This is a genomic window from Anaerobacillus alkalidiazotrophicus, from assembly GCF_001866055.1.
Map to the genome: position 1 here is coordinate 1,095,843 of NZ_MLQS01000001.1, position 26,897 is coordinate 1,122,739.

27 protein-coding genes are annotated in these 26,897 nt (G+C 34.1%); 19 read left to right on the top strand and 8 right to left on the bottom strand.

The genetic code is table 11. From position 1 onward, the window contains the following. Positions 1–3 precede the first annotated feature (3 nt). The 4 genes from BKP45_RS05285 to BKP45_RS05300 are packed head-to-tail and all read right to left on the bottom strand — an operon-like array spanning position 4 to position 4,661. Positions 4–1,488, bottom strand: a complete 1,485-nt coding sequence (locus BKP45_RS05285) for a Na+/H+ antiporter subunit D (RefSeq protein ID WP_071388661.1) — start codon at positions 1,486–1,488, stop codon at positions 4–6. Then, a complete protein-coding gene (locus BKP45_RS05290) occupies positions 1,481–1,819 on the bottom strand; it encodes a Na(+)/H(+) antiporter subunit C (RefSeq protein ID WP_071388662.1) in 339 nt (112 codons plus the stop codon). Before BKP45_RS05290 ends, BKP45_RS05285 begins: the two co-directional genes overlap by 8 nt. Continuing rightward, on the bottom strand, positions 1,819–2,244 hold the full coding sequence (locus tag BKP45_RS05295; protein WP_071388663.1) for a Na(+)/H(+) antiporter subunit B: 426 nt from the start codon (positions 2,242–2,244) through the stop codon (positions 1,819–1,821). Before BKP45_RS05295 ends, BKP45_RS05290 begins: the two co-directional genes overlap by 1 nt. Next, positions 2,241–4,661, bottom strand: a complete 2,421-nt coding sequence (locus tag BKP45_RS05300) for a Na+/H+ antiporter subunit A (RefSeq protein WP_071388664.1) — start codon at positions 4,659–4,661, stop codon at positions 2,241–2,243. The genes BKP45_RS05295 and BKP45_RS05300 overlap by 4 nt, the downstream gene beginning before the upstream one ends. A gap of 294 nt (positions 4,662–4,955) precedes the next feature. Here BKP45_RS05300 and BKP45_RS05305 point away from each other — a divergent pair, with 294 nt between their 5' ends. Beyond that, a complete protein-coding gene (locus BKP45_RS05305; protein ID WP_071308644.1) occupies positions 4,956–5,147 on the top strand; it encodes a hypothetical protein in 192 nt (63 codons plus the stop codon). A 79-nt stretch (positions 5,148–5,226) separates the two neighbouring features. Here BKP45_RS05305 and sda read toward each other — a convergent pair whose 3' ends face one another. Next, positions 5,227–5,367, bottom strand: a complete 141-nt coding sequence (gene sda, locus BKP45_RS05310; protein WP_071308645.1) for a sporulation histidine kinase inhibitor Sda — start codon at positions 5,365–5,367, stop codon at positions 5,227–5,229. A gap of 581 nt (positions 5,368–5,948) precedes the next feature. Between sda and yqeH the strand changes: the two genes are divergently transcribed. The 8 genes from yqeH to BKP45_RS05350 all read left to right on the top strand — a co-directional run bounded on the left by yqeH (position 5,949) and on the right by BKP45_RS05350 (position 11,360). Continuing rightward, on the top strand, positions 5,949–7,049 hold the full coding sequence (yqeH, locus tag BKP45_RS05315) for a ribosome biogenesis GTPase YqeH (protein ID WP_245747404.1): 1,101 nt from the start codon (positions 5,949–5,951) through the stop codon (positions 7,047–7,049). Between the two features lie 72 nt (positions 7,050–7,121). Continuing rightward, positions 7,122–7,961 carry a shikimate dehydrogenase gene (gene aroE / locus BKP45_RS05320; RefSeq protein ID WP_071388666.1) on the top strand — a complete coding sequence of 280 codons (840 nt, stop codon included), beginning with the start codon at positions 7,122–7,124 and terminating at the stop codon, positions 7,959–7,961. Beyond that, positions 7,955–8,245 (top strand): ribosome assembly RNA-binding protein YhbY, encoded by a 291-nt coding sequence (gene yhbY / locus BKP45_RS05325; RefSeq protein ID WP_071308648.1) that lies wholly within the window; start codon positions 7,955–7,957, stop codon positions 8,243–8,245. Before aroE ends, yhbY begins: the two co-directional genes overlap by 7 nt. Before the next feature lie 17 nt (positions 8,246–8,262). Then, the gene (locus BKP45_RS05330) at positions 8,263–8,841 is read left to right on the top strand and encodes a nicotinate-nucleotide adenylyltransferase (protein ID WP_071388667.1); all 579 of its coding nucleotides are present in this window, start codon (positions 8,263–8,265) and stop codon (positions 8,839–8,841) included. Then, positions 8,828–9,391 (top strand): bis(5'-nucleosyl)-tetraphosphatase (symmetrical) YqeK, encoded by a 564-nt coding sequence (gene yqeK, locus BKP45_RS05335; RefSeq protein WP_071388668.1) that lies wholly within the window; start codon positions 8,828–8,830, stop codon positions 9,389–9,391. Before BKP45_RS05330 ends, yqeK begins: the two co-directional genes overlap by 14 nt. Before the next feature lie 6 nt (positions 9,392–9,397). Then, positions 9,398–9,751 carry a ribosome silencing factor gene (gene rsfS / locus BKP45_RS05340; RefSeq protein ID WP_071308651.1) on the top strand — a complete coding sequence of 118 codons (354 nt, stop codon included), beginning with the start codon at positions 9,398–9,400 and terminating at the stop codon, positions 9,749–9,751. Beyond that, positions 9,751–10,614 carry a CvfB family protein gene (locus tag BKP45_RS05345; RefSeq protein ID WP_071388669.1) on the top strand — a complete coding sequence of 288 codons (864 nt, stop codon included), beginning with the start codon at positions 9,751–9,753 and terminating at the stop codon, positions 10,612–10,614. Before rsfS ends, BKP45_RS05345 begins: the two co-directional genes overlap by 1 nt. 5 nt (positions 10,615–10,619) lie before the next feature. Then, positions 10,620–11,360 (top strand): class I SAM-dependent DNA methyltransferase, encoded by a 741-nt coding sequence (locus tag BKP45_RS05350; protein WP_071388670.1) that lies wholly within the window; start codon positions 10,620–10,622, stop codon positions 11,358–11,360. A gap of 159 nt (positions 11,361–11,519) precedes the next feature. Here BKP45_RS05350 and comER read toward each other — a convergent pair whose 3' ends face one another. Further along, positions 11,520–12,338, bottom strand: a complete 819-nt coding sequence (gene comER, locus BKP45_RS05355; RefSeq protein WP_071388671.1) for a late competence protein ComER — start codon at positions 12,336–12,338, stop codon at positions 11,520–11,522. Between the two features lie 205 nt (positions 12,339–12,543). Further along, entirely contained in the window at positions 12,544–12,801 is a 258-nt protein-coding gene (locus tag BKP45_RS05360) for a DUF2533 family protein (RefSeq protein WP_071388672.1), read from the bottom strand. Between the two features lie 44 nt (positions 12,802–12,845). Between BKP45_RS05360 and BKP45_RS05365 the strand changes: the two genes are divergently transcribed. The 5 genes from BKP45_RS05365 (at position 12,846) to holA (ending at position 19,618) form a co-directional block, all read left to right on the top strand. Then, entirely contained in the window at positions 12,846–13,457 is a 612-nt protein-coding gene (locus tag BKP45_RS05365; RefSeq protein ID WP_071388673.1) for a helix-hairpin-helix domain-containing protein, read from the top strand. 222 nt (positions 13,458–13,679) lie between these two features. Then, on the top strand, positions 13,680–14,966 hold the full coding sequence (locus BKP45_RS05370; RefSeq protein ID WP_071388674.1) for a homocysteine synthase: 1,287 nt from the start codon (positions 13,680–13,682) through the stop codon (positions 14,964–14,966). A gap of 116 nt (positions 14,967–15,082) precedes the next feature. Continuing rightward, complete coding sequence (locus tag BKP45_RS05375) at positions 15,083–15,652, top strand: ComE operon protein 2 (RefSeq protein ID WP_071388675.1); 570 nt, start codon at positions 15,083–15,085, stop codon at positions 15,650–15,652. A 318-nt stretch (positions 15,653–15,970) separates the two neighbouring features. Then, entirely contained in the window at positions 15,971–18,277 is a 2,307-nt protein-coding gene (locus BKP45_RS05380; protein ID WP_084787621.1) for a DNA internalization-related competence protein ComEC/Rec2, read from the top strand. 318 nt (positions 18,278–18,595) lie between these two features. After that, positions 18,596–19,618: a DNA polymerase III subunit delta gene (gene holA, locus BKP45_RS05385; protein ID WP_071388676.1), complete on the top strand. Its 1,023-nt coding sequence runs from the start codon at positions 18,596–18,598 to the stop codon at positions 19,616–19,618. A 181-nt stretch (positions 19,619–19,799) separates the two neighbouring features. Here holA and rpsT read toward each other — a convergent pair whose 3' ends face one another. Then, positions 19,800–20,066, bottom strand: a complete 267-nt coding sequence (rpsT, locus tag BKP45_RS05390) for a 30S ribosomal protein S20 (RefSeq protein WP_071388677.1) — start codon at positions 20,064–20,066, stop codon at positions 19,800–19,802. 165 nt (positions 20,067–20,231) lie between these two features. Here rpsT and gpr point away from each other — a divergent pair, with 165 nt between their 5' ends. The 5 genes from gpr (at position 20,232) to hemW (ending at position 26,744) form a co-directional block, all read left to right on the top strand. Next, positions 20,232–21,350, top strand: a complete 1,119-nt coding sequence (gene gpr / locus BKP45_RS05395; RefSeq protein WP_071389057.1) for a GPR endopeptidase — start codon at positions 20,232–20,234, stop codon at positions 21,348–21,350. A 167-nt stretch (positions 21,351–21,517) separates the two neighbouring features. After that, positions 21,518–22,693: a stage II sporulation protein P gene (gene spoIIP / locus BKP45_RS05400; RefSeq protein ID WP_071388678.1), complete on the top strand. Its 1,176-nt coding sequence runs from the start codon at positions 21,518–21,520 to the stop codon at positions 22,691–22,693. Positions 22,694–22,729: 36 nt separating this feature from the next. Beyond that, the gene (locus tag BKP45_RS05405; protein ID WP_071388679.1) at positions 22,730–23,083 is read left to right on the top strand and encodes a DUF3679 domain-containing protein; all 354 of its coding nucleotides are present in this window, start codon (positions 22,730–22,732) and stop codon (positions 23,081–23,083) included. 560 nt (positions 23,084–23,643) lie between these two features. Then, a complete protein-coding gene (gene lepA / locus BKP45_RS05410) occupies positions 23,644–25,470 on the top strand; it encodes a translation elongation factor 4 (protein ID WP_071388680.1) in 1,827 nt (608 codons plus the stop codon). A 134-nt stretch (positions 25,471–25,604) separates the two neighbouring features. Continuing rightward, entirely contained in the window at positions 25,605–26,744 is a 1,140-nt protein-coding gene (gene hemW, locus BKP45_RS05415) for a radical SAM family heme chaperone HemW (protein WP_071388681.1), read from the top strand. Positions 26,745–26,897 lie beyond the last annotated feature (153 nt).

Here is a 26,897-nt window from a genome sequence, read left to right on the forward strand (position 1 = left end):
CAACTACTCCTTAAGTACAGAATTAATATAAATTGATGGTTCTAGTATTTCTTCTGCAACTTGCAACAAGTAACTGAAAACAGGTTCTGCAGCTAACCCCATGATAATAGCTAGTGCAACAAGAGGAAGGATTGATACTACTTCCTTACCAATTTTACGTTCTTTTGCTTCTTCGTCAGTAAGCTTTTGTTCTCCCCAGAATGCGTAAATAAAGATTTTCATCATAGAGAATAATGTTAGTATACCTACGAATAAAGCTACAAAAACGATATAGTATTGTTGTTCCTGAATACCCGATAATACAAGAGCAAATTTACTGAAAAATCCACTTAGTGGTGGAATTCCAGCCATAGCCATAGCAGAAATAAAGAATGTCCAGCCTAGAAAAGGATGTGTCTTTAATAGTCCGCCCATTTTCTTTAAATCTGTTGTTCCTGTTACTTTTTGTGTTGCTCCAGCATATAAAAATAGCGCAGACTTAACAAAAATATTATGAGCGATATGATAGATTGCCCCAGCGAGTGCTAGTGGGGTGAAGATTGCTAACCCCATTACCATATAACCAACCTGACTAATAATGTGGAAGGATAAAATTCGTTTGAAGTCAAATTGTGATACAGCTCCTAGTACACCAAAGAACATGGTTGCACCAGCTATAACCATAATAATCGTATGTGTAAAGCTAGACTCATGATAAAAAATTAACGTAAATGTACGAATAATCGCGTAAATTCCAACCTTCGTCAATAAACCACCGAAAAGAGCGGCAATAGCTGCAGGTGGCCCGTAATAAGATTTCGGTAGCCAGAAATAAAGTGGAAATAGTGCTCCCTTCATTCCAAATACGAGTAAAAATAAAATCGCAATAACATTTAGGACACCTTGTTGCTCTAATTCTGCAACCTTTACAGAAATATCGGCCATATTTAAAGTACCTGTAACTGCATAAATATAAGCAATAGCTACAATGAACAGACCAGAAGCAAAGACATTAATAATGACATACTTAATTGATTCACGTAGTTGGTATTTTGTTCCACCATGAACAATTAGAATATAAGATGAAATCAACATAACTTCAAAAAATACGAATAAGTTAAAAATATCCCCTGTAAGAAATGCCCCGTTTACACCTGTTATTAAGAAAAAGTAAAACGGGAAGAAATATCCTTTTTGCCTTTGTTCACTTAATGTTTGGTACCCAAAGAATAAACAAACAATCCCAACGATACTTGTTAGAAGCACCATCAAGGCAGCAAAGTTATCGGCAACTAAAACAATGCCGAAAGGTGCTCTCCAGTTACCTAATTCTAGAGTATGGATACCACCATAATATACAATATGAGTTAAATACAACGATAAACCTAATAGAGTAAACATAGTTATTCCACTAATTACACGTTGTACCTTTAAATTATTAGCGAAAAATAGTAAGACTACGCCTACGATTAACGGTAAAAGTATTGGTAGAAAGACTATGTTATTCATCAGCACTTCCCCTTAATTGATCTAAATCATCTGTTTTGTGTACTTTGTATGTGCGGTAAGCAATAACAAGTAAAAACGCCGTCACACCAAAGCCAATAACGATAGCGGTTAACACTACTGCTTGCGGTAATGGATCCGCATAAGCAACCGCTTCCTCTCCCAATAATGGTGGTGCTCCTTTTTTCAATCCTGCTAAAGTTAAAAACAAGAGATGGGCACCGTGCCCCAACATAATAACTCCAATTACTACACGGAGTAAGCTCTTTGATAAAATTAAATACGTACTTACAGTAAAAATTACCCCAATTACAAAAATCATTAATATTTCCATTAGGCATCATCCTCCGCAATCGTTAAGATAGAGAGTAATGTTACACCGACTACAACTAGATAAACTCCTAAATCAAAAGGTAAAGCCGTAGTTAAATGCACCTTTCCTAATATTGGAAAAGTAACATATTTATCAAATTGTGTTAAAAAAGGAAATCCACGTAACATAGATGCTACTCCAGTGCCGATTGCAAAAAGCATCCCAACCGCTATCATTGTCGTATAGTTGAATGGTATAACTTTTTTAATCGACTTTATATCAAAACTAACATACAAAAGTAGGAGCGCAGCTGCAGTCATTAAGCCACCTATAAAGCCCCCACCTGGATTGTTATGACCAGCAAAAAATAAAAACACAGAGAAGGAAAGGATGATAAAAGCAACAATTCTAGTTATAGTATGAAGCATTAGTAAGTTCTTTTTCATACATCTTCCCCTCCAGTCATTCGCAATTTAACTAATACGACAATTCCTAATGCCGCAATAGCTAATACAAGAATTTCTAACATCGTATCTAGACCACGGAAGTCTACTAAAATAACGTTAACGATATTCTTCCCGGCAGCTAATTCATATGAATTTTCAATAAAATATTCTGATATTGATTGAATTGGATTTGCATAACTCATCGCATGAGCACTTAATGCGGTAAGTGTTACGACTGCTCCAACTCCTATTGATACTAGTAAGTTAGTCAACTTAAATCGCGGTGTAAACTTTTCCTTTCTAAGCTCAGGCAAATGATAAAAAGCTAAAAGGAATAATACAACCATTACTGTTTCTACTAATAACTGTGTTAATGCTAAGTCTGGTGCGCGGAATACAACAAATAATAACGCAACTAAAAAACCAATAACACCAGTCGCAATAATAGCTGTAATTCTATGCGAAATAAAAGGTAAGAGTACAGTTGTAGCAAGTAGAACAATTACTAAAATGAAAACATAAGGTGAAACTTCTGCAATATTGACTAAGTCAATTGCAAATATATTATATTTCACCATCGTATAGCCCATTAATCCAACGATAAATACGCCCATAAATACAAAGTAGTCTCTAAGTAAGCCAGTCATTTGCATATTAGTAACTTTGGTCGATCCAGAAACAATCCAAACAAGCGAGTTATCATACACCCAATTCAAAGGGTCTCTTTCCTTCAGGAAGAATGTTGTCTCTGACCATTTTTTTAAGTTTAAAAATACAAGAGCTCCAAATAACACAACACCAATGGTCATGAATAATTCAGTATTAAATCCATGCCAATGATAAATATTTACATAGAAGCGCTCTCCTTCTGCCAAGACATTTGGTAGTATTGAAGCCATCGTTGGTTCGATAATTGTATAGGCAAGGAGATTTGGAAATAATCCAAAAATAATTACTAGTGAAGCTAGAATAATTGGTGGTATTAACAAACCGATCGGTGCTTCATGAACTTCTTTTTCTAGTTTTTCTGGTTTAAACTTACCTAAGAATGTACGTACAAACATGAGCATACAATAGGCAAATGTAAATATACTAGCAACCCAAGCGATGATTGGGAAAAGTATTCCGAGTGTTTGCATGTTAAAAATATCCAAAGTTGTTGCATTAATAGCAGCTGTAAAAAACATTTCCTTACTTAAGAACCCATTAAAAGGCGGAATTCCTGCCATTGAAAGAGTACCGATTAAAGCGACTGTAAAAGTAATTGGCATGATAGTCATTAGTCCGCCAAGTTTTCGGATATCTCTTGTTCCTGTTTCGTGATCGACAATTCCAACGATCATAAACAGACTACCTTTAAACGTTGCATGGTTAATTAAGTGAAATACTGCTGCTAAAGTGGCTGTGTAATATAAAGTGCCTACAACAGCAACATCGTAATGGAAAGCAGCAGATCCGAGTCCAATTAATGACATAATTAGACCTAATTGGCTAATTGTTCCAAAGGCTAATATTGCTTTTAAATCTTTTTGTCGTATAGCGGATATAGACCCCCATATCAAAGTGAAGATACCAAATCCTGAAACAATCCAAAACCATTGTGGTGCAGCTCCGAAAACAGGAGTTAGGCGAGCAACTAAATAAATCCCAGCTTTAACCATTGTTGCAGAATGTAAATATGCACTAACTGGTGTTGGCGCTTCCATTGCATCTGGTAACCAAATGTGAAATGGAAACTGAGCAGACTTTGTAAAAGCACCCGCTAACACACATAGCATAGCCGGAATAAATAATGGGTTTGTAATAATAACGTCTGCTTGAGAAATGATTTCACGAATACTAAAAGTGTTGGTCATTACATAAAGTAATGAAAAACCAGCTAACATCGCAAAACCGCCTGAAACAGTAATAAGCATTGATTTTTGAGCGCCATAACGAGAGCGTTCTTTGTGGAACCAATATGCAATTAATAAGGAAGAAGCTAAGCTCGTAAGTTCCCAGAAAACATAAATAACGATTAAGTTGTCGGATAAAACGACACCTAGCATCGCCCCCATGAACATGAGTAAGTATACGTAGAAGTTACCTAAAGCTTCTTTTTTCTTGTTGTATAAATAATAGATAGAATACAATACAACAAGTGTTCCAATTCCTGTGATTAATAAAGCGAACAATAGACTTAAACCGTCTAAATATATATCAAAGTGCATTCCTAATGACGGTACCCAAGGTTGTTGTTCGTGTATTGTATCACCTCGTGAAATAATTGGTAGATACTGAATGAAGTAAATAAATAATGTTAATGGTAGGATCATGACGAACCAACCAGTATGTACTTGACGAATATACTTGAATAAAAAAGGAACTAGTATAGCCAAGACAAAAGGTGCTAATACAACGAGATGTAACAATGACAATTTATATACCCCCTATTCTTAAAAGTTAATCATAATCAAGTTTTACATTCCCATAGACCAATAAAATTATATACCAAAATTTATTCTCTTGCATCTGCCTTCCTATTAGCATAACCCCTTATTAAAAAAAGTTATTAAATAAGAAGAAACTAAGGTGAAAATTTCAAAAAAAAAATTTTTTTTGATTATAAAAAAAATGTTTCTGGAATTTTCTGAACTTTTTTATTTATGTATAAAATTCTCTTATAAACATCATCCTTATATTAATTAGAAAGTAAAAGGGTGAAATAAAATATGTTGAAAAAAGCATTAGTTGCACTAGGGATATTTACTATACTATTTATTAGTGCTTGGTGGGTAAATGAGATAAATGAAAAAAGATATTATATAGATGAACAAAACGAACAAATTCAACTACTAATGGTTGATGAGGAAGAGAGATTTGAACGATTTAAGCCAAGAGAATATATTAAAATAAGAAGGTGAGCCAAGGCTCACCTTCTTATTTTATTGACAGTTGATTAACATTAGCGCTTACGAGTCCGTTCATTTCAGTTAAGCAACATTATGAAGTTTTCTTTACGCGATCTAGTAAAGATCTTCTTTCTATTTCTTCTTTTATTAACATGATAAAATCATTGCTAAGTTTCAATTCGATGGCTTTGTAATAAGTTTCAATTAGAAGTTCGTTAGATAGGCTTTTCATTTTATTACTGCACTAATGCAGTTTCACCTCCCAAATAAATATTTACGCATTGTCATATATATTGTTTTCGTTTCATATAGTAATAAGTTAATATTTAGTAATTAAATAGTAACATGTCCTATAAAATAGAACAACCGTTCGAAATATCCACATTAACAGGTGGATAACATGTTAGTAACCTGTTTATAGTTATGATTGAACCTAGTGTGTATCGTGTGAATTTGTGCATAAAGTTATCCACACTGTAGGTCACTGGAAAAAAATGTCGAAAACTTTTTTGGTTTGCATTCGTTTTTTATAACTTAAGAATTCTGAATTGGTAAGTTGTTAACTTTATATAGTTTGTCGTTTTCTGATTAATAAATACGTAATTCACTAAAGTGATAAAATTAAAAAGATTGAAACATCTACTAGATTTGAATTATAATATATATTTTGTAATAGATATTTATAAAAATTGTGTTTAAGACGGTATTTACTATGACTATAGTGGAGAATTGTTGTTTTTTCATATATGGGTTCTATCTTGTAAATACTAAAAAATATAATTGATATACATAAATTAGGAGGAAAATCTGTTGATTGAACGTGAATTAATTTGTTCAGGCTGTGGGGTAAAGATTCAAACAGAAAACAAGGTTGAGTTAGGGTATACACCAAAGTCAGCATTAGAAAAAGAAGTACTTATTTGTCAAAGATGCTTTCGATTAAAACACTATAATGAAGTGCAAGATGTTGCATTAACGGATGATGATTTCTTAAAAATTTTAAATGAGTTAGGTAGACGTGATGCATTAATTGTAAAAATTGTTGATATCTTTGATTTCAATGGTAGTTGGTTACCAGGTCTCCATCGCTTTGTTGGTAATAATAAAGTACTTTTAGTCGGAAACAAAGTTGATTTATTACCAAAAGGTTTAAACCATAACAAATTAATTAATTGGATGAAATATTCATCAAAACAGTTAGGATTGAAGCCAGAGGATGTATTTTTAATTAGTGCACATAAGCGTCAAGGGATTTTGGAACTTGCAGATGCCATTGAGCATTATAGAGAAAAAAAAGATGTTTATGTTGTTGGGTGTACAAATGTTGGTAAATCAACCTTTATCAATAGCTTAATTAGAGAGTTTGGTGGCGATGAAGAACAGTTTATTACAACTTCCCATTTCCCAGGCACGACACTAGATATGATTGATATACCATTAGATGATGGAAGTTCATTATACGATACCCCTGGGATTATTAATCATCACCAAATGGCACATTTTGTTACAAAAAGTGAATTGAAATTAATTACTCCTAAAAAAGAGATTAAGCCAAAGGTGTTTCAGTTAAATGAAAAACAAACTCTTTTTTTCGGTGGCTTGGCTCGTCTTGATTACCTATCTGGTGGAAGAAACTCACTTATTTGTTATGTGTCTAATGATATAAGTATCCATCGAACAAAGCTTGAAAAAGCTGATGAACTCTATCAAAATCATCTAGGTGAAATGTTACAGCCCCCAGGTAAGGAAGTTGAGAATTTCCCTCCTTTAGTTAGACACGAATTTAAAATTAATGAAGAAAAAAGTGATATTGTTTTTTCGGGTCTTGGTTGGGTAACCGTTGAAAATACTGGACGAGTAGCTGCCTACGCACCAAGGGGAGTTTCAGTTTCAGTAAGAAAAGGACTAATTTAAATAGTATAGATCCAAGATCCATCTTAAAGAAATGTTTTATTTTTTTGAAAATACTAAAGAAAGGGTGATAGTATGAATAAACTTTATGGTATTATTGGATATCCTATTGGTCATTCAATGTCACCTCTTATGCATAATGATGCGTTTTTACAACTTGGGTTAAACGGATATTATCACGCTTTTAATGTACGAGAGGATCAATTAAAGGAAACGATTGCGGCTTTTCGTGTACTAAATGTTTCTGGTTTTAATGTAACAATCCCTCATAAAGTCAGTATAATGAAATACTTAGATGAAGTTGATGTGGAAGCAAAACAAATCGGGGCAGTAAATACGGTTGTTAATGTTGATGGGCGTCTCATTGGTTATAATACTGATGGTAAGGGATATTTAAAATCGCTTTTAGAAGTTATAGTTAAGCCTTTAGAAGAAAGTACCGTATTAGTAATAGGTGCTGGAGGAGCAGCTAGAGGAGTTGTTTCGGCATTGATGAATTATGGTGTAGCTCAACTTATGATTGCAAATCGAACGGATGAAAAAGCCACTCAAATAAAGAATGATTACGGACAAAAGAATATAGAGGTTATTTCTTTTGAAGAAGCAGAATCTAATATAGGGGTGTTCGATATTCTTATAAACACTACATCCGTTGGGATGAGCCCTAATATTGAGAATATTCCTTTGTCTGTTGAAAAGATTAAACAGAATGTAGTCTTAAGTGATTTGATTTACAATCCATTGAAAACAAGATGGTTACAGTTAGGAGAAGAAAAAGGTGCCATCATCCATAATGGTGTTGGTATGTTTGTAGAGCAGGGAGCTCTCGCATTTCAAAAATGGACAGGTTTAAATCCAGATACAAAAAAAATGAAAGAAATAGTACTGAAACAATTAGGAGGATCTTCATGTTAACAGGGAAACAAAAACGATATTTACGATCTCAAGCTCATCATTTAAATCCTATTTTCCAAGTGGGAAAGGGATGTGTAAATGAAAATATGGTACAACAAATAGAGGATGCACTTGAAGTAAGAGAATTAATAAAAGTTAGTGTTTTACAAAATTGTGAGATGGATAAGGATGAAGTAGCAAAGGAAATTTCTACTGGTGCAAAGGCTGAATTAGTACAGATTATTGGGAATACAATTGTACTTTATAAAGAATCGAAAGAAAATAAGTCGATACAACTACCTTAATAAAGGGGGGAGGATCTTTGAAAAGGATAGGAATTATTGGTGGTACTTTTGATCCTCCGCATTTTGGTCATTTATTAATTGCTGAACAAGCGTTGGAAGAATGTGAGTTAGATGAGGTTTGGTTCATGCCTACTAGAATCCCACCACATAAACAAGGTAGTAATTTGTGTACTGATGAAGAACGAATAGAAATGGTCGAAAGAGCAATAGAAAGTAACCCTTCCTTTCGACTTATGTTGGTTGAATTTGAGCGACAAGGACCTTCATATACGATTGATACAATAAAGGAACTAAGGAGCAGATATAAAGATCATAGTTTTTATTTTATTATTGGTGGAGACATGATTGAATATTTACCGAAGTGGAAAGATATTGATGAGCTACTTTTAATGGTTACTTTTGTGGGGGTAAAACGTCCTGGTCATCCTTGTAAGTCAATATATAGTAACGATGTTATCCTTTTAGAGGCGCCGCAGCTAGAAATCTCTTCAACAGAAATAAGGGAGCGGTTATTTAATGGCCGTTCAGTTCGTTATCTGCTTCCAGACTCGGTGATTTGTTATATTAAGGAGCAGGGGATATATGGAAAAGGATAAAGCATTAAGTATTGTTAAAGAAAAACTTCCTAATAAACGCTATGTTCATACATTAGGAGTATTAGAAACTGCGGTTAATTTAGCACAAAAATATGGTGTTGATCAAAAAAAGGTTGAATTAGCAGCTGTTTTTCATGATTATGCAAAATTTCGCCCGATTGATGAAATGAAACAGATCGTAGTTAATGAAAATATGGACGATGCGCTATTGCTCTATGGTGATGAGTTATTACATGGTCCAGTAGGAGCTTATTTAGTTAAACAGGAAATTGGGATTAATGATGAGGGTGTTTTAGATGCCATCCGATATCATACGACTGGTCGGCCAAATATGACATTACTTGAAAAAGTCATCTATATTGCTGATTATATCGAACCTAATCGATGTTTTAAAGGAGTAGAAGAAGTACGAGAATTAGCAAAGCAAGATATAGACGATGCACTTATTACGTCTATTTCAAATACGGTAAATTTTTTAATGAAAAAAAAGCAACCTGTATTTCCAGCTACTTTGGCTGCTTATAACTATTTGATATTAAAGGAGGAATAATTTAGTATGATAGAAAATAAAATATTGGAATTAGCAGTTAAAGCTGCTGATGATAAAAAAGCCGAAAATATCGTTATACTTAATATGAAGGGAATATCTTTAATTTCGGATTACTTTTTAATTTGTCACGGGAACTCAGAAAAACAAGTTCAAGCAATAGCTACAGAAATTAAAAAGTCTGCGCAAGAGAATGACATTGAACTAAAGAGGTTGGAAGGTTATGATCAGGCACGTTGGGTATTAATTGACCTTGATGACGTTGTTGTTCACGTTTTCCATAAAGAAGAGAGAGTTTATTATAACTTAGAAAAACTATGGGGAGATGCACCAACAATCGACTTAGAAGGGGTTCTAAAATAATGGAACTAAAGCCTGGGATTGTTGTTAAATTAAAAGTAGCACGGAAAGCTGATTTTGGTTATTTTTTAACAAATGATCAAGAAAATATGGAAGATATATTGCTACACAATAGACAAGTTACAGATGCTATAGAAGTGGGAGATATGATAGAAGTTTTTTTATTTCATGATCACCAAGGGCGTCTATCGGCAACTATGGAAAAACCGATCATATCCCTAGGGAAATTTGATTGGCTTGAAGTTGTTTCTGTGAAGGAAAGAGATGGCGTATTTCTTTATAATGGCATAGATCGTGATTTGTTTTTATCAATGGATGACCTTGGGAGCGATCGATCCTTATGGCCAAAAGTTGGCGATAAACTCCCCGTTTCTTTAACATATGATAAAAAGGGTCGTTTAATGGGGAGATTGCTAAGAGGAAAACCAGTAGAAGAAACTGCTGCCCCTGCACCAAAATCGATCTTGAATGGAGAGGTTACAGGAACGATTTATTATTTTGCTGAAAAAGGTGTTTTTGTGATGACTGAGGAAGGGTTTATAGCCTTTCTTCATTTTAATGAAACTGAAGAAGAGCTTCATCTTGGAAAAATTATTTCAGGACGTGTAACTTTTGTTAGAGATGATGGGAAAATCAATATATCAATGCAGCCTAAAGCCCACGAGCGAAGGTATGATGATGCAGATAAAATATACGAAATTCTCCAAAAACGTGATGGCGGTATGCCATATACAGATAAGTCTGATCCCCTTATAATTAAACAAAAATTTGATATGAGTAAAGGTTCATTTAAAAGGGCTCTTGGAAAACTCCTTAAGGAAGGAAAAATATATCAAGAAGATGGTTGGACGTATAAAAAGGAGTAAAATTGATGAGCTATGAAAAGTTTGCTTATTTATACGATGAATTAATGTCTGATGCCCCTTACGATAAGTGGGTGTCTTTCGTTATGAAAGTTATGGAAGAGTGTAATGTGAAACAAGGAAAGATTTTGGATGTTGGTTGTGGAACCGGTAATATATCAATTCCATTAAGTCAAAAAGGTTATGAGATAACAGCCGTTGACCTTTCAGAAGAGATGCTTATAGTTGCAAAAGAAAAGAGTGAAATGGCTAATACTAGTATAAAGTTTTTTCAACAAGATATGAGGGAATTAGAAGGATTAGGTTCCTTTGATACAATTATTTCATTGTGTGACTCAATTAATTATTTAAATAATGAGAAAGAAGTAGAGAAAACTTTCGAAGGTGTTTATAATCATCTTAATGATCAAGGAATTTTCATATTTGACGTTCATTCGATTTATAAAATAGAATCTATTTTTAAAGGTAATACTTTCGCGTATAATGGGGAGCAAATTTCTTACATATGGGAATGTTTTGAAAGTGAAGAAAGTTATAGTATTGAACACGATTTATCTTTCTTTGTAGAAAATAAACAAGGGTTATATGAACGTTTCGATGAAATACATAAACAACGGACTTATCCAGTTTCATTTTACCAAGAGGCGCTTGAAAAAATAGGATTTAAGGTTATGATGATATCCGGTGATTTTTCTTTCGAAACTTTAAATGATAATGATCATCGTTGGTTTTTTGTTGCTAAAAAGTAGTCGAAATAAAGCCAACTAAGTATAAAGATTCTATGAGAACAAAACGACACCTATATTGAAAAGAGGCTTCTCCTAAATGTTTTTGGAGGTAGCCTCTTTTCAAATGTAGGTATTTTTTTTATAATACTATGGAAACGTATATTTTATTAGAAATGGGAATTATTCAAAATCGTTTTTAACTTTCTCTAAATCCTCAAAATATTTTGCATGTGTTTGCTGAAATAACAGATCAAACATATCTCCAACTTCTTCTCTTAGAACTTTTATTCCTTCTCCCGTAACCCCACCCGGTACAGATACGCGCTCTTGTAAAGTCGGTAATGTAAAAATCCTCTTTTCTAGAAGCTTCCCCAATCCAATTACCATCTCACTGGCCAACTGTGTAGCTTCATCTTCAGTAATCTCGGTTTGTCTCACAGCAGCATCAATAAAGGATTGGACTAAGAAACTAAAAAAAGCGGGTCCACAACTAGCTATATCTGAAGCAACACGAGTAATATTTTCATCAATGGTTACTGGTGTAGAGATATGTTTCATTAAATTATTTATCTTTTCTTTATCGATAGTTGTACAAGTAGTTCCGTAACTTACGAGTGAAGTCCCTGTTAGAGCTCGATTAGTTATACTGGGAATAACACGAGCCACTTTACAAGGAACAATGGATTGTAATTGCTCTATAGAAATCGGACTAGTAATTGATATGACAATTTTATCATCTGTTAATATTGAACGTAAATCCTTTAACAGGGGATGAAATTGCAAAGGTTTTACACATAGAAAGATTAAATTAGCTTTAGCAGCCACTTCATAAGCGGTTTCGACCACTTTTATTTCAGGAAAGTTTTCTTTGAAAAATAAAGCTTTCTTAGGTGTTCGATTCGTTATGATAAGCTGAGATGGAGTAACGGCATTTGCTTCAATAAACGCTTCAATTAAGATGCTTCCCATACTTCCCGTTCCAATAATACCGATTTTCATATGTTCCTCCCCTCCTTCCAACTTCTTACCCTTAAGTGTATGAATGATGGGGGAGGTTTATGACACGGAAGTGATTTGAAAGATTTAAATAATCAAACTGATTTGTAATTAAGGATCATAGTCCCACCTCTAGGCGTAGCGTAGGTGGGCACTTCCATTCAGGTGGAGTTTAGACTCCATCTGAATTTCCGATGTTCTAGCGAAGCTAGACTTTTCTTGAGATAAACTCTTCTACCATTTCTTTTGTTACAAGTTTTCTTAATGGATATCCATGTGATTTACATAATTTATTTATCTCCTCTGTAACCTTATTTACTTCTACTAAAGAAAAATCTTTTTTATTCTTAGCTATTTTGATTATTTCTTCAATTTTTTCCTCGCGTATCTGATCGAGTTTCCGATAATTTTTTTCTGCATTAATAAAATTGTTCATTTGTTTTTTAATTTGAAGGTGTACACTCATGTCTTTCTCTCCTTTAAAAAATAGTCTTAGGGGGTTATTTATTAATGATTAAATTAAGGCGTAATAGTGCATTTCTGCTAATAGTTTTTTCTTTAGCCTTGTTTTTTAGTGTAAGCTTTATTAGAAATTTTGACAACAGTAGAGTTAGTGAGGGTAGTTTTGAGAATTTTATTGAGTATCAGGGGTTTGAAATGGAGGTTGAAAAACAAGAAGAAGAGATCAGAACAATTATAGTGGATGTCAAAGGAGCGGTTAATCAACCGAATGTCTATGAGATGTATCCAGGTGACAGGGTTATTAATGCTATTGAAAAAGCAGAAGGCTTCCATAGCGAAGCGAATGTGAATTTGATAAACCTTGCACAACTATTAGTAGATGAAATGGTCATTTATGTTCCGTTTATTGGTGAACAAGGAGAATTGAGTTTGGTTTCAACATTGGATACTACTAATAGTACGAATGGAAAGATAAATCTTAATTACGCAACGAGTGAAGAACTCCAAGCTATTCCTGGTATTGGCCCTTCTAAAGCGTCAGCAATTATTTCTTATCGAGAAGAATTTGGTAAGTTTAATACTGTTGATGAGTTAATAAATGTTTCAGGTATTGGTCAAAAGTCGTTGGAGAAAATGATCGATTTTATTGAGGTGAAATAAGTACATGATTTGACATATAAATATAATGCGTACTTTATGGAGAGTTGCTACCGTTTAATAAACTCAAACGATATATTTTTTTGGAATTGTTAAATTAATCTGAATTTTATTGACAGTTGTTTATTGATAACAGTATAATCACTTAAATGTTTTGTTGGTAAAAATTTGTACAACATAAAACATAGAGACGAAGTTTATTAAATTTTTAGGAGGAAATAAAAAATGAGTGAGAGAAATTGGAGTCTAGAGACAATAGCTGTTCATGGTGGACAAGAACCAGATAGTAATACGATGTCAAGAGCAGTACCTATTTATCAAACAACATCTTATGTATTTAGAGATACTGACCACGCTGCAAACCTTTTCTCCTTATCTGAACCAGGCAATATTTATACAAGAATTATGAATCCTACTCAAGATGTATTTGAAAAAAGAGTCGCTGAACTTGAAGGTGGGATTGCTGCTCTAGCTACATCCAGTGGACAATCTGCCATTACATTAGCAGTATTAAACATTTGCGAGAGTGGTGATGAAATTGTCGCATCAAGTTCATTATATGGAGGTACATATAATTTATTTGCCCATACTTTAAGGAAAATGGGGATTAAAGTCCATTTTGTAGATGGTACGAATCCGGAAAATTATCGAACGGCAATTAATGAAAAAACTAAACTTCTATATGGTGAAATTATTGGGAATCCTAAAGGGGATATATTAGATTTAAGATCAGTATCATCTATTGCTCATGAGAACGGCATTCCTCTAATGGTAGATGCAACGTTTTCTACACCGGCTTTATGTCGACCTATTGAGCACGGAGCAGATATCGTTGTTCATTCAGCCACGAAGTTCATTGGGGGGCATGGGACGTCAATTGGTGGAATTATTGTAGATGGTGGCAATTTTGACTGGGGTAACGGAAAGTTTCCAGGACTTTCGGAGCCGGATCCTAGCTACCATGGAATTGTATATACTGAGGCTGTTGGGAATTTAGCTTATATTATTAAAGCGCGTGTACAGTTGCTCCGTGACATTGGACCTGCTATTGCACCTTTAAATTCATTTTTGTTACTACAAGGGTTAGAAACATTACATTTACGTATGGAACGACATTGTGAGAACGCGTTAAAAGTTGCTAACTACTTGAAAGAAAACTCATTAGTAGAGTGGGTAAGTTATCCTGGACTCGAAAATCATCCAAGCTATAAGTTGGTGCAAGATTACTTACCTAATGGTGCAGGAGCGATTTTAACCTTTGGTATCAAAGGTGGAATTGAGGAAGGTAAAAAATTTATTAATGCTTTAAAACTATTTTCACATGTTGCTAACGTCGGTGATGCAAAATCGCTTGTTATTCACCCTGCGAGTACAACACACCAACAATTAACTGCAGAAGAGCAGATTTCTGCTGGAGTGACACCTGAACTCATTCGCTTATCAATTGGTATTGAAAATGCTAACGATATTATTAACGATATTCAACAAGCACTAGAAGCTAGTCAAAAATAAGGAATGAATGGGAAGATATTTAATCTTCCCTCTTTCTAAATGAAATACCATTGACGTGAGTGTCATAATTTGTCTAAACTTAAGGGAAATGTATAAAACATATTGGGAGGCAGTTTATGTCACGTATATCTTGGGATCAATATTTTATGGCGCAGAGTCATTTATTAGCTTTAAGAAGTACATGTACTCGTTTAATGGTAGGAGCTACAATCGTTCGTGATAAGCGAATTATAGCAGGTGGCTATAATGGATCTATTTCAGGTGGCGTACATTGTATTGATGATGGTTGCTATGTAGAGAATAACCATTGTATACGAACGATACATGCAGAAATAAATGCGTTATTACAGTGTGCGAAATTTGGTGTTCCAACAGCGGGTGCAGAAATATATGTTACTCATTTTCCATGTTTAAATTGTACAAAAGCAATTATTCAAAGTGGGATAAAAAAAGTATATTACGCAAAAGATTATAAGAATCATCCTTATGCCATAGAATTATTTGAAAACGCGGGTGTACATGTAGAAAATGTTGAGTTAGAAGAAATGATCTTAGATACAAAAACTTCTGAAAAAATTGCGTTTACTGCTCAGTTGCTCGCTAAATTAGAACAGGCTGGTGTGAGCCAAAAAGAAATCCAAAAATTAAAAGATGATGCAAATAATCTTTATACACCCACAAATTAATCAAACTGATTTGTTCCATAATCAGAATTTATAAATTTCTAACTTGGAAACTGTCTAGCTTTAGCGCCTACGAGCTCGGTCACTTCAGTCAAGCTACTGACTTCAATAACTACATGAATAACGTCTCTGAATAGCTTCATGCAGCTTTGCTTCGAGGAAGCCTACTTCAAAGCTATGCTAGAAGACGCAGAAGCACGTAGGAAGCCAAAGAGCGGCTTCTGTCAAAGGCCTTCCAGTGCCTATCGCTCGTGACCAAGGCGCTTGCGCTTTTCGATGTTCTAGCGAAGCTAGAACGATTTCTCAGTAGGAGGTGTATTGTTGTTTGGTAAGGTTTATATATTAGTTATCTCAGCTATTTTAAGTATACTTATTAGAATTCAGGGCTTTCATAGTGTTTCACTTTTTTTTATGTTAGCCCTCATTTATTTGCTTTATAAGAACAGGGATAACTATCGTTTTTTACTTATATGTATTTTAGTATTTACATTTTTTTATTTAAACCCCTTTTATTTTCAACCGTCCCCCTCAATCCCAACTACCAATTTTATAAATGGTAGTATTGCTTCTATACCAAAGTACGATGGTAACAAAGTCTCATTTGAATTTACAGCTTCTAATCATAAAGTTCAAATTAACTACTTCGCAAAAACTAATAAAGAGAAAAGAGAGCTTGAAGAATATTTATTAGTCGGTATGACTTGCTTCTTTGAAGGGGAATATTATCAACCTCAAGAGGCTAGAAATTATTATAGTTTTAATTATAAAGAATATTTAAAACAAAAAAATATTCATTTCATATACACTCCTTTCTCACTTTCTGCTGTAAATTGTGTAGAAGGTCGTCAGTCGCCTTATCGTTTGCTTCAAAGATATCGCCAGAATGGAATAAATTATATAATGCAACATTTTCCTGATGGGAGTAAAGGACTTATGGTTGCCCTTATCTTTGGTGAAAGGGGAGAAATAGAACATGAACTTTTACGTTCTTATCAATCTTTAGGAGTTATTCACCTGTTAGCTGTTTCAGGTCTGCATGTTGGGCTAATCAGTGCGAGTCTTTATTTTCTCTTGATTCGGGTTGGTTTTACAAAGGAACGAACAATCGATTTGCTTATGATACTATTGCCTATATATATGGTTATTTCTGGTGCTGCTCCTTCAGTAATTAGGGCAACTGCTATGTCTATGATCGTACTACTTTCCATTAAGGGAAAGATAAAAATATGTCCTTTAGATGGAATAAGCTTTATTTGTATAGGGTTATTAATAATAAATCCTTATCTTCTTCTTCATCTTGGTTTTCAACTTTCTTTCCTTACCTCATATTCTTTAATTATCTCTGCAAATACTATTTTCCCAATGTATTCTAATCGAATAATTCAACTTTTAGTTGTAACAAGTATCGCTCAATTAATTTCATTCCCTATTATTGTATATCATTTTTATGAAATATCACTTTGGAGTATCCCTTTAAACCTTATTTATATTCCTTTCATTACCTTTTTTGCATTACCGTTTTCTTTTATCAGTTTTTTTTCTCACCTATTGCTCGGTCCTATTAGTGAGTTCATCATTGCGTTTTATCATTATTTAGTAACAAATGCACACAAAGGCTTAATGTACTTGATGAATGTTCCTTATTCTACGATTACACTTGGCAAGCCTCCACTTTATGTAGTTGTTTTCTATTACGTGACTATTGGGTTTAACTTGTGTACTGTTGAGAAAATGAAATCTCTTAATCATCTAATAAAAAGTTGTAGTATTTTTATTATGATTTTGCTTTTTCATTGGCATCTACCCTATCTTTCAAATGAAGGAGAAATAACAATGATTGACGTTGGACAAGGAGATAGTATTTACATTGAACTTCCTAGAAGAAAGGCTGTTTATATCATTGATACTGGAGGGAATGTTGAACTCAGATTTAGACCAGAATGGCAACAACGTGAAAAAATATTTGATGTTGGGCAAGATGTACTTGTCCCGTTTTTAAAAGCGAAAGGGGTAAGAAAAATAGATAAATTAATATTGTCTCACGGACATTTTGATCATATTGGTGGAGCGGAAGCTTTAATGGGGGAAGTACCTGTCCGAAATCTGCTGTATAGTGCTCCGCCAGAAACTGAATTCGAAAAAAATTTACTACAAGGTTTCGATGAAATTGGAACAAACATTACGATTGTAAAAAAAGGTGATTATTGGAAAAGGGGGATTTATGAATTTTTTATCTTGTCTGCTAATCGTGTAACTACAAACATCAACGACAGATCAATTGTTTTATTCACACGAATTGGTGGAAAGAATTGGTTGTTCACAGGGGATTTAGAAGCGGAGGGTGAAAGTAGAATGGTAGCTGATTTCCCCGACATAAATGTAGATATATTGAAAGTTGGACACCATGGTAGTAATACCTCAACAACAGATGCGTTATTAAAGGTGACTAATCCTAAATACGCTCTTATTTCAGTTGGGCAGAATAATCGGTACGGGCATCCGAACCAGGAAGTAATTAATCGTTTAGAAGAGAGAAATGTAAAGATTTTAAGAACGGATCAACTTGGTGCAATCCGTTACCGTTTCAAGGGTGAGAAAGGTTTCTTTGATACAAAGGTCACCAAATAGTACTAAAAACACAAAAGATTTTTTCTGACATTGTTGTAAAGAGTTGTCACCAATATACTACACATGCATAGGATATTATAACTAATATACAGCTTAAAAAAATATTGATTATTGTCAATAAGAGGATATCCTAGGCTCCTCTAGTTGGCGTTTATCATAAATGGAGGGATTACCATTTCGGATAATCTCTCTTTTTCACTTGTGTTTACAATATTTCTATTGTTAAAATTAATCATAAAAGAACAAGTTTTCGTAAAGTGATTAGTAGGAATGGAAACAAAACTATAGTCACTTAAAAAAAGAGAGGTTATTAAATTAATGAGTTTTTTACAAGTGCAAAAAAAAATTAAATCAGGAAACTTTTCACCTATTTATTTATTATACGGAACAGAAGTATTTTTAATCGAAGAAATCATCCATAGTATTATTAATAAAGTGTTAACAGAGGATGAATATGACTTTAATTTATCTACATATGAACTAAAGGAAACGCCTATTTCATTAGCTATTGAAGAAGCATTAACTATTCCATTTATGGGTTCTTATCGTGTAGTCATTGTAAAAGATCCTCAATTTTTAACGGGAAAAGATCAAACTAAAGTAGAGCATGATTTAAAAGCTTTTGAATCTTATATATTAAATCCTGTTCCTGAAACGATTTTTGTGGTAGTAGCCCCTTATGAAAAATTAGATGAACGAAAAAAAATTGTTAAGCTTTTAAAAAAGGAAGCAGAGGTAGTTGCTGCCCTTCCATTTAATGAGCAAGAAATGGATAAATGGTTGGAGAATAGAGTGAAAAAATATGAAGTAGCTATAAGTGCATCTGCTAAAGAACTATTAACGCAATTATTAGGAAACCGCTTAGTTATGATTGCCGGGGAAATTGAAAAGTTATCTCTATTCGTAGGGAGGGGCGGAACAATTGATGAAACAACCGTACAACAAATGGTTTCCAAAACCGTTGAACAAGATGTGTTCTCTCTTGTAGATCATGTTGTTCACCGTAGGAAGCAAGAAGCACTGCAAGTATTTTATGAATTAATAAAACAAAAAGAAGAACCAATAAAAATATTATCTTTACTAGCAAGGCAATTTCGGATTCTTTATCAAGTTAAAGAGCTTTCTAAAAGAGGGTACTCTCAACAAAATATTGCTGGGACACTTAAGATACACCCTTATGTAGTAAAATTAGCTAACCAACAAGGTAAATTGTTTTCAGAAAAGCAATTATTAAAATTTATTGATGAATTAGCTGAAACGGATTATAAAATCAAAACAGGGAAAATTGAAAAGCAGCTTGCGTTAGAGTTATTCATTATTCAAGCTGTATCTGTAGTTTAAAGGGCTAAGTTCTTAACGTTGCTTAGTGAAATGCTATTACTAAGCTTATCGTGAAAACGTGGTTTATTTCGAAAAAAATTTAGCCTAAAATGAACAAAAGGGCTTACTGGTGCCAGACTCCTCTTTGGAAGGAGTTTGGCACCAGTAGCCCTTTTTTCTTTTTATACAATAGGAATGATTATTATGCTGTAATCTCGTTTAATTTCTTCGCTAGGCGAGATTTTTGACGAGATGCCGCATTTTTATGAATTAAACCTTTTGTTGCAGCTTTATCAAGCTTTTTGGTTGCAACCAAGAACGCTTCTTTAGCTCCTTCAACTTCTTTACCTTCAACTTTTGTTTCGAAAGTTTTGATAGCTGTACGAAGTGCAGATTTAACTGAAGCATTTTGCGCACGACGCTTTTCGCTTGTTTTTACGCGTTTGATAGCTGATTTAATATTTGGCATTCCTTTCACCTCCTTGATGCAACCGTGTAATTGCGAATATATAAGTACAACACATTGCATTGTAACAAAACTCAGGAGCAAATGCAATAGGTAATGAAAAGGAGAATAGCAAGATACACTACTGGGAATAATTTGAATACAAAAACGTATAAAGAAGGTGTTATGATGAGTGGCGAAATAAATTTAGATAAATATAATATTCGAACAGATTTAGCACTTGAAGCTCATGAATTAGTTCAGGAAATGGAAGGGAAAAAAGAGCAGAAACAAAGACAGACAATTAATGGTGTGATTATAAAAGAAAGAGATGAAGAAGGGGTACATATTTCAACTGTTGAAATAACAGAAGAAGGAGCGAAAAGGCTAGGGAAAAAGGCTGGTAGCTACTTAACGTTTGAGATGCAAGGGATAAGAAATAAAGATACAGAATTACAAGAAACCGTAGAACGAGTATTTGCTAAAGAATTTAATTTGTTTTTAAAACATTTAGGAATTAATGAAGAGGCAAGTTGTTTAGTTGTAGGGTTGGGAAATTGGAATGTTACTCCAGATGCATTAGGACCGATTGCTGTTGAAAATTTATTAATCACAAAACATATCTTTGAATTACAACCAGAGCAAATATCCGAAGGGTTTCGACCTGTAAGTGCCATTACTCCAGGGGTGATGGGGATTACAGGCATTGAAACAAGTGACATTATCCATGGTGTCATTGAAAAAACAAAACCAGACTTTGTTATTGCTATTGACGCTTTAGCTGCTCGTTCTATTGAACGAGTAAACGCGACTATCCAAGTTTCAGATTCCGGGATTCATCCTGGTTCTGGAGTTGGAAATAAGCGAAAAGAACTAAGTAAAGAAACGTTAGGAATACCCGTTATAGCTGTAGGAATTCCAACAGTTGTTGATGCGGTATCTATAACAAGTGATACGATTGATTTTGTTTTAAAACATTTCGGAAGGGAAATGCGCGAAGGGAATAAACCCTCTCGTTCTTTAACACCAGCAGGGATGACTTTTGGGGAAAAAAGAGTACTTACTGATGAGGATATGCCTGAGTTACAGACGAGAAAAAATATTCTTGGTATGATTGGTGGCCTTGAAGAAGAAGAAAAACGTCAGCTAATTAAAGAGGTCCTGTCGCCAATTGGGCATAATTTGATGGTTACTCCTAAGGAAGTAGATGTATTTATTGAAGATATGGCGAATGTTTTAGCTGCAGGATTAAATGCAGCACTTCATGGTGAAGTAGATCAAGACAACGTTGGAATGTATACTCATTAAGAGCAATGTTAAATTATGAGAGTTATATTTATTTTTGTAACATTTTGATATAACTAATGATCGATTAAAAGAATTAGAAAAGAAAACGTGAAGATCCATATTAATTTGTTCTACTCTTTCAATACTTGGCATATCATAATGTAGACAGGCTATGAAAGGGTGAGATAATGTCTTCTAGAAATTTTAGAGGATTTACGTTTAAGGTAAATAGGACAAGTCTAAAGCGAATAACTGTGTTGGTCATCGTTGGTATAATGGCATTATTTATTGTAACGGGGATGCTTACTGCGTTTGAACCAGGATATGGATTATCCTCTTCAACAGTTCATGCATGGAGCTCCTATGTTTCTAGTGAAGCATTAGTGCATATGATGGGAACCGAAAATCCATATTTTACTCAAGCATTACCTGAAGACAGTCAACCACCAAACTTTTCTAGCTTAGCTTTTGAATTAGCTACTAGCCTAAATCCTGATGACCCCAGGAGTTTATTAGGAAGAGAGTTACCAGGATTTGCCTTGTTCGATGGTAAAATTATTGTAGCAGGAGAACATACAGATTATACGAATATGCCAATTGAATCAGCACCACCAATGGAAGTAATGATGGCAGAACGAGAAGTTTCACAAGAAAATATTGAAAAAATGGACAAGATAGATGAAGAAGCACCATCAAATGTAACTACAGGTGGAAAAAAAGTTGTCCATATCATCCATTCACATAGTAGAGAGTCATTTTTGCCAGAATTAAAAGACACAAATGTACCAAATCAAGCATTTCACTCAACGGTTAATATTACGTTAGTCGGTGAAAGATTAGGGCGAGAATTAGAAAAAAGAGGAATCGGCGTTGAGGTTGATAAGAGTGATATAGGAGCAATACTTAGTAATCGTGGATGGGTATATGGTCAATCCTACGATGCATCGAGAGAGATTGTGAAAGAAGCAATTAGTAATAATAATGACTTAGAATTTTTCTTTGATTTGCATCGTGATGCACAACCAAGGGATATTACAACAGTTACTATTAACGGAGTGGAATATGCAAGAACTCTATTTATTGTAGGAGAAAATAATAAGAACTATGAAAAAAATCTAAAGTTAGCAACCGAACTACATGAATTATTAGATAAAAGGTATCCTGGTTTGAGTAGAGGGGTTATTTTAAAACCTGCTTCGGGAGCTAATGGTAGATATAATCAAGATTTATCACCAAATTCTATTTTAGTTGAAGTTGGTGGCGTAGATAATACACTTGAAGAGGGATATCGATCTGCAGAAGCTTTTGCAAAAGTATTTAGCGAATATTACTGGGATGCTGAAAAAGTAAATAACATAGAATAAACTTAACCAAATATTTAATATAAGGTGGTGTAAACAGTGACGAAATTTTTGCTAAAATGCTTTTTTATTACGACTGTCCTTTTTGGTGGAGTACTAGTAGGAATTCAAATTGCTAGTAACAATATGATACAAATGACAGGTGACAGTAAGTATTCAACTACGAATATCATAAAAAAGAGTGATAGTAACGAAACTCCTACTGTTTATACCGACCTAACAACTGAAAAGGTAACTAGCCATGATTTGGAAAGTAAACAAGAAAAATTAGAACAAATACAGACATTCAATCTTTTTTCTCAAATGGGTGTAAGGTTATCAGATATTCTTAATAAGCTTTTTTCAAGCATTTTGTCGCAGCTAACTGCTGCAATAGGGAATGTTTTAACTTAGTAGGACTGCTCAAGTAGCAGTCTTTTTCACATAATCAGAATTTATAAATTTCTAACTTGGAAAAACTGTCTAGCGCAAGCAGCCTACGAGCTCGGTCACTTCAGGCAAGCAACTGACTTTAATTACCTCTTGAAATCCTTCGGTGATTAGCTTCATGCAGCTTTGCTTCGAGGAAGCTTACTACAAAGCAGTACTTGAAGACGCAGAAGCACGTAAGAAGCCAAAGAGCGGCTTCTCTCAAAGGCCTTCCAGTGCCTATCACTCGTGACCAAGGCGCCTGCGCTTTTCTTGGCTTTCCATATTTTTGAAGTAGCTTAAATTGAAATAATATATATGTCAAATGTTTATCTAGAAGTATCTAAATCATCAAAATATTATACAATAATAAATTTGATTGAAACAAAATGCAGCTATTGATATAATTTATCCTAGTGAATATCAGTATGTAATGAAACTGGTTAAATAATTTATAAAACGGTTTTGAAATAAAAGCAAGATCTTCAGTGACTTAAGGCGAGAAACAGAAGCCTTGCGCTTTTCTATTTGGGAGTGATTAACGAATGAATAAAGAAGAACGATTAAAACGAAGAGAGAAAATCCGTAATTTTTCAATTATTGCTCATATAGATCATGGTAAATCAACGTTGGCCGACCGTATCCTTGAAAAAACGAGTGCATTAACACAACGTGAAATGAAAGACCAAATGCTAGATGCAATGGACTTAGAAAGAGAACGGGGTATTACAATTAAATTAAATGCAGTTCAGTTAAGTTACAAAGCGAAAAATGGGGAGGACTATATTTTCCATCTCATTGATACCCCAGGTCACGTTGACTTTACGTATGAAGTTTCGAGAAGTTTAGCAGCTTGTGAAGGTGCGTTACTAATTGTTGATGCGGCTCAAGGAATTGAAGCACAAACTCTTGCTAACGTATACTTAGCTCTTGATAATGACTTAGAAATTTTACCCGTCATTAATAAAATAGATTTACCAAGTGCAGAGCCAGAGAGAGTTAAACAAGAAGTTGAAGATATTATTGGTTTAGATACATCTGATGCAGTACTCGCTTCTGCTAAAAATGGGATTGGTATTGAAGAAATTTTAGAGCAAGTAGTAGAGAAGGTGCCTGCGCCAAGTGGTGATCCTGAAGCACCTTTGAAAGCTTTAATCTTTGATTCATTGTATGACCCATACCGAGGTGTCATCGTATATATTCGTATTGTTGAAGGAACGGTTAAGCCAGGACAAAAAATTCGAATGATGGCGACAGGTGCTGAGTTTGAAGTAATTGAAACAGGTGTATTTACTCCAAAACCTGTAAAACAAAAAGAACTTACAGTTGGAGATGTTGGATTTTTAACTGCTTCGATTAAAAATGTTAGTGATACCCGTGTAGGGGATACAATTACGAGCGTCACTAATCCTGCGAATCAACCGTTGGCAGGTTATCGGAAAATGAACCCGATGGTGTTTTGTGGTTTGTATCCGTTAGACACGAATGATTATAATGATTTAAGAGATGCTCTTGAGAAACTTGAGTTAAACGATGCATCGTTACAGTATGAACCCGAAACTTCTCAAGCTTTGGGCTTTGGTTTCCGTTGTGGTTTCTTAGGGTTATTGCACATGGAAATTATTCAAGAACGAATTGAAAGAGAGTTTAATATCGATATTATCACTACAGCACCAAGTGTTATTTATAAAGTAACACTTACTAATGAGGAAGAATTAAGGATTGATAATCCTTCAAAAATGCCAGACCCACAAATTATTGAGTTTGTTGAAGAGCCATATGTGAAGGCTTCTGTCATGGTCCCTAATGATTATGTAGGGGCAGTTATGGAAATTTGTCAAAAGAAGCGTGGTAATTATCTAGATATGAAATATTTAGATGCAAACCGTGTGACACTTACGTATGAAATTCCGCTGTCAGAAATTGTATATGATTTCTTTGACCAATTAAAATCAAGTACAAAAGGTTATGCTTCTTTTGACTACGAACTAATTGGTTATAAACAATCGAAATTAGTGAAAATGGATATTCTTTTAAATGCTGAAAGAGTAGATGCTTTATCGGTAATAGTTCACCGTGATTCAGCTTATGAGCGAGGAAAAGTAATTGTAGAAAAGCTGAAAGAATTAATTCCACGTCAGCAATTTGAAGTTCCTGTTCAGGCGAGTATTGGGCAAAAAATTATTGCGAGATCGACGATTAAAGCTATTCGTAAGAATGTATTGGCCAAATGTTATGGTGGTGACATATCACGTAAACGTAAGCTTCTAGAGAAACAAAAAGAAGGGAAAAAACGTATGAAGAGTGTTGGAAGTGTTGAAGTTCCACAAGAAGCGTTTATGGCTGTTCTTCGTATGGATGAAAATAAGTAATAAATTTTGATTAACCGTAGAAGTTACAGCTCTACGGTTTTTCTTCGCAATGAGATTCAACTTGTAAATTTCTCTTAAAATAAATGCTTGTATGATTCTACTATCCTAAATTCCATAAAAAAGAGGTTGATCCAATGTTTAGTCCGAAAGCGGTGTACGTTCATATTCCTTTTTGTGAACAGATCTGCCATTATTGTGATTTTAACAAAGTCTTTTTAAAGGGCCAGCCAGTTGATGACTATATCGCGGCTTGTGAAACCGAGATGAAAGAAACAGTAAAACAATTTCCTTATAAAGAAATACAATCAATTTATGTGGGGGGAGGGACCCCGACATCTTTATCAGTTATTCAATTAGAAAGGTTATTAAAAGCTATAAAAAATGTTTATAAACCATGTGAAGATGTAGAATATACGATTGAAGTTAACCCGAGTAATATGGTAGAAGAAAAGCTAGCGGTGATAAAGGAAGCTGGTATAAATCGATTAAGTATAGGTGTACAGGCTTTCCAAGAAGAATTACTTAGACGTATTGGCAGAAATCATGTAGAAAAAGATATTTATGACACAATTGATAAAGCTAGAACATTAGGCTTCGAAAATATTTCTGTAGATTTAATGTTTGGATTACCAGGTCAAACTGTTTCGATGTTCAAAGAGACCTTAATAAAGGCTATCCAATTAAATATTCCGCATTTTTCTGCGTATTCCTTAAAGGTTGAAGAGAAAACAGTTTTTCATCAATTGCAAAGAAAAGGGAAGCTTCATTTACCAGCAGAAGATGACGAGGTAAAGATGTATGAATTATTAATGAACGTGCTTTTAGAACACGGATATAACCAGTACGAAATCAGTAATTTTAGTAAAAGTAATTATGAGAGTAAGCATAATTTAACGTATTGGAATAACGAAGAATATTATGGTATTGGAGCAGGAGCCCATGGGTATGTAGGGGGAATTAGACATTCTAATGTTGGACCTATCAAAAAATATATATCGTTAATTGATACAACGGGACGTTCTGCCAACGAACAGCATATAGTAACTTTTGAAGAGAAGATTGAAGAGGAAATGTTTCTAGGGTTAAGAAAATTAGAAGGTGTCTCTATTGAACGTTTTATTAATAAATACGGAAAATCTCCTTTTGATTTTTTTGGAAAAGAGATTAAACACCTTGAAATTCAAGGTTTGGTTGAAATTGTTAATGGACAAATGAAATTGACTAGAAATGGACTTTTTGTAGCAAACGAGGTTTTTGAGAAATTTTTATTTTAGTGCGGAATTTCATAAAATTTATCGAGTGCAGCAAACTATATTGAGTTGAATTTGTTTCTTTTAACTCGATATAGTTTACTGTCGTGTCAAATAAATCTTATGAAATTCATAGTTGGGAAATAGAAAAATCACAAAAGACCTAAACTTTTCACT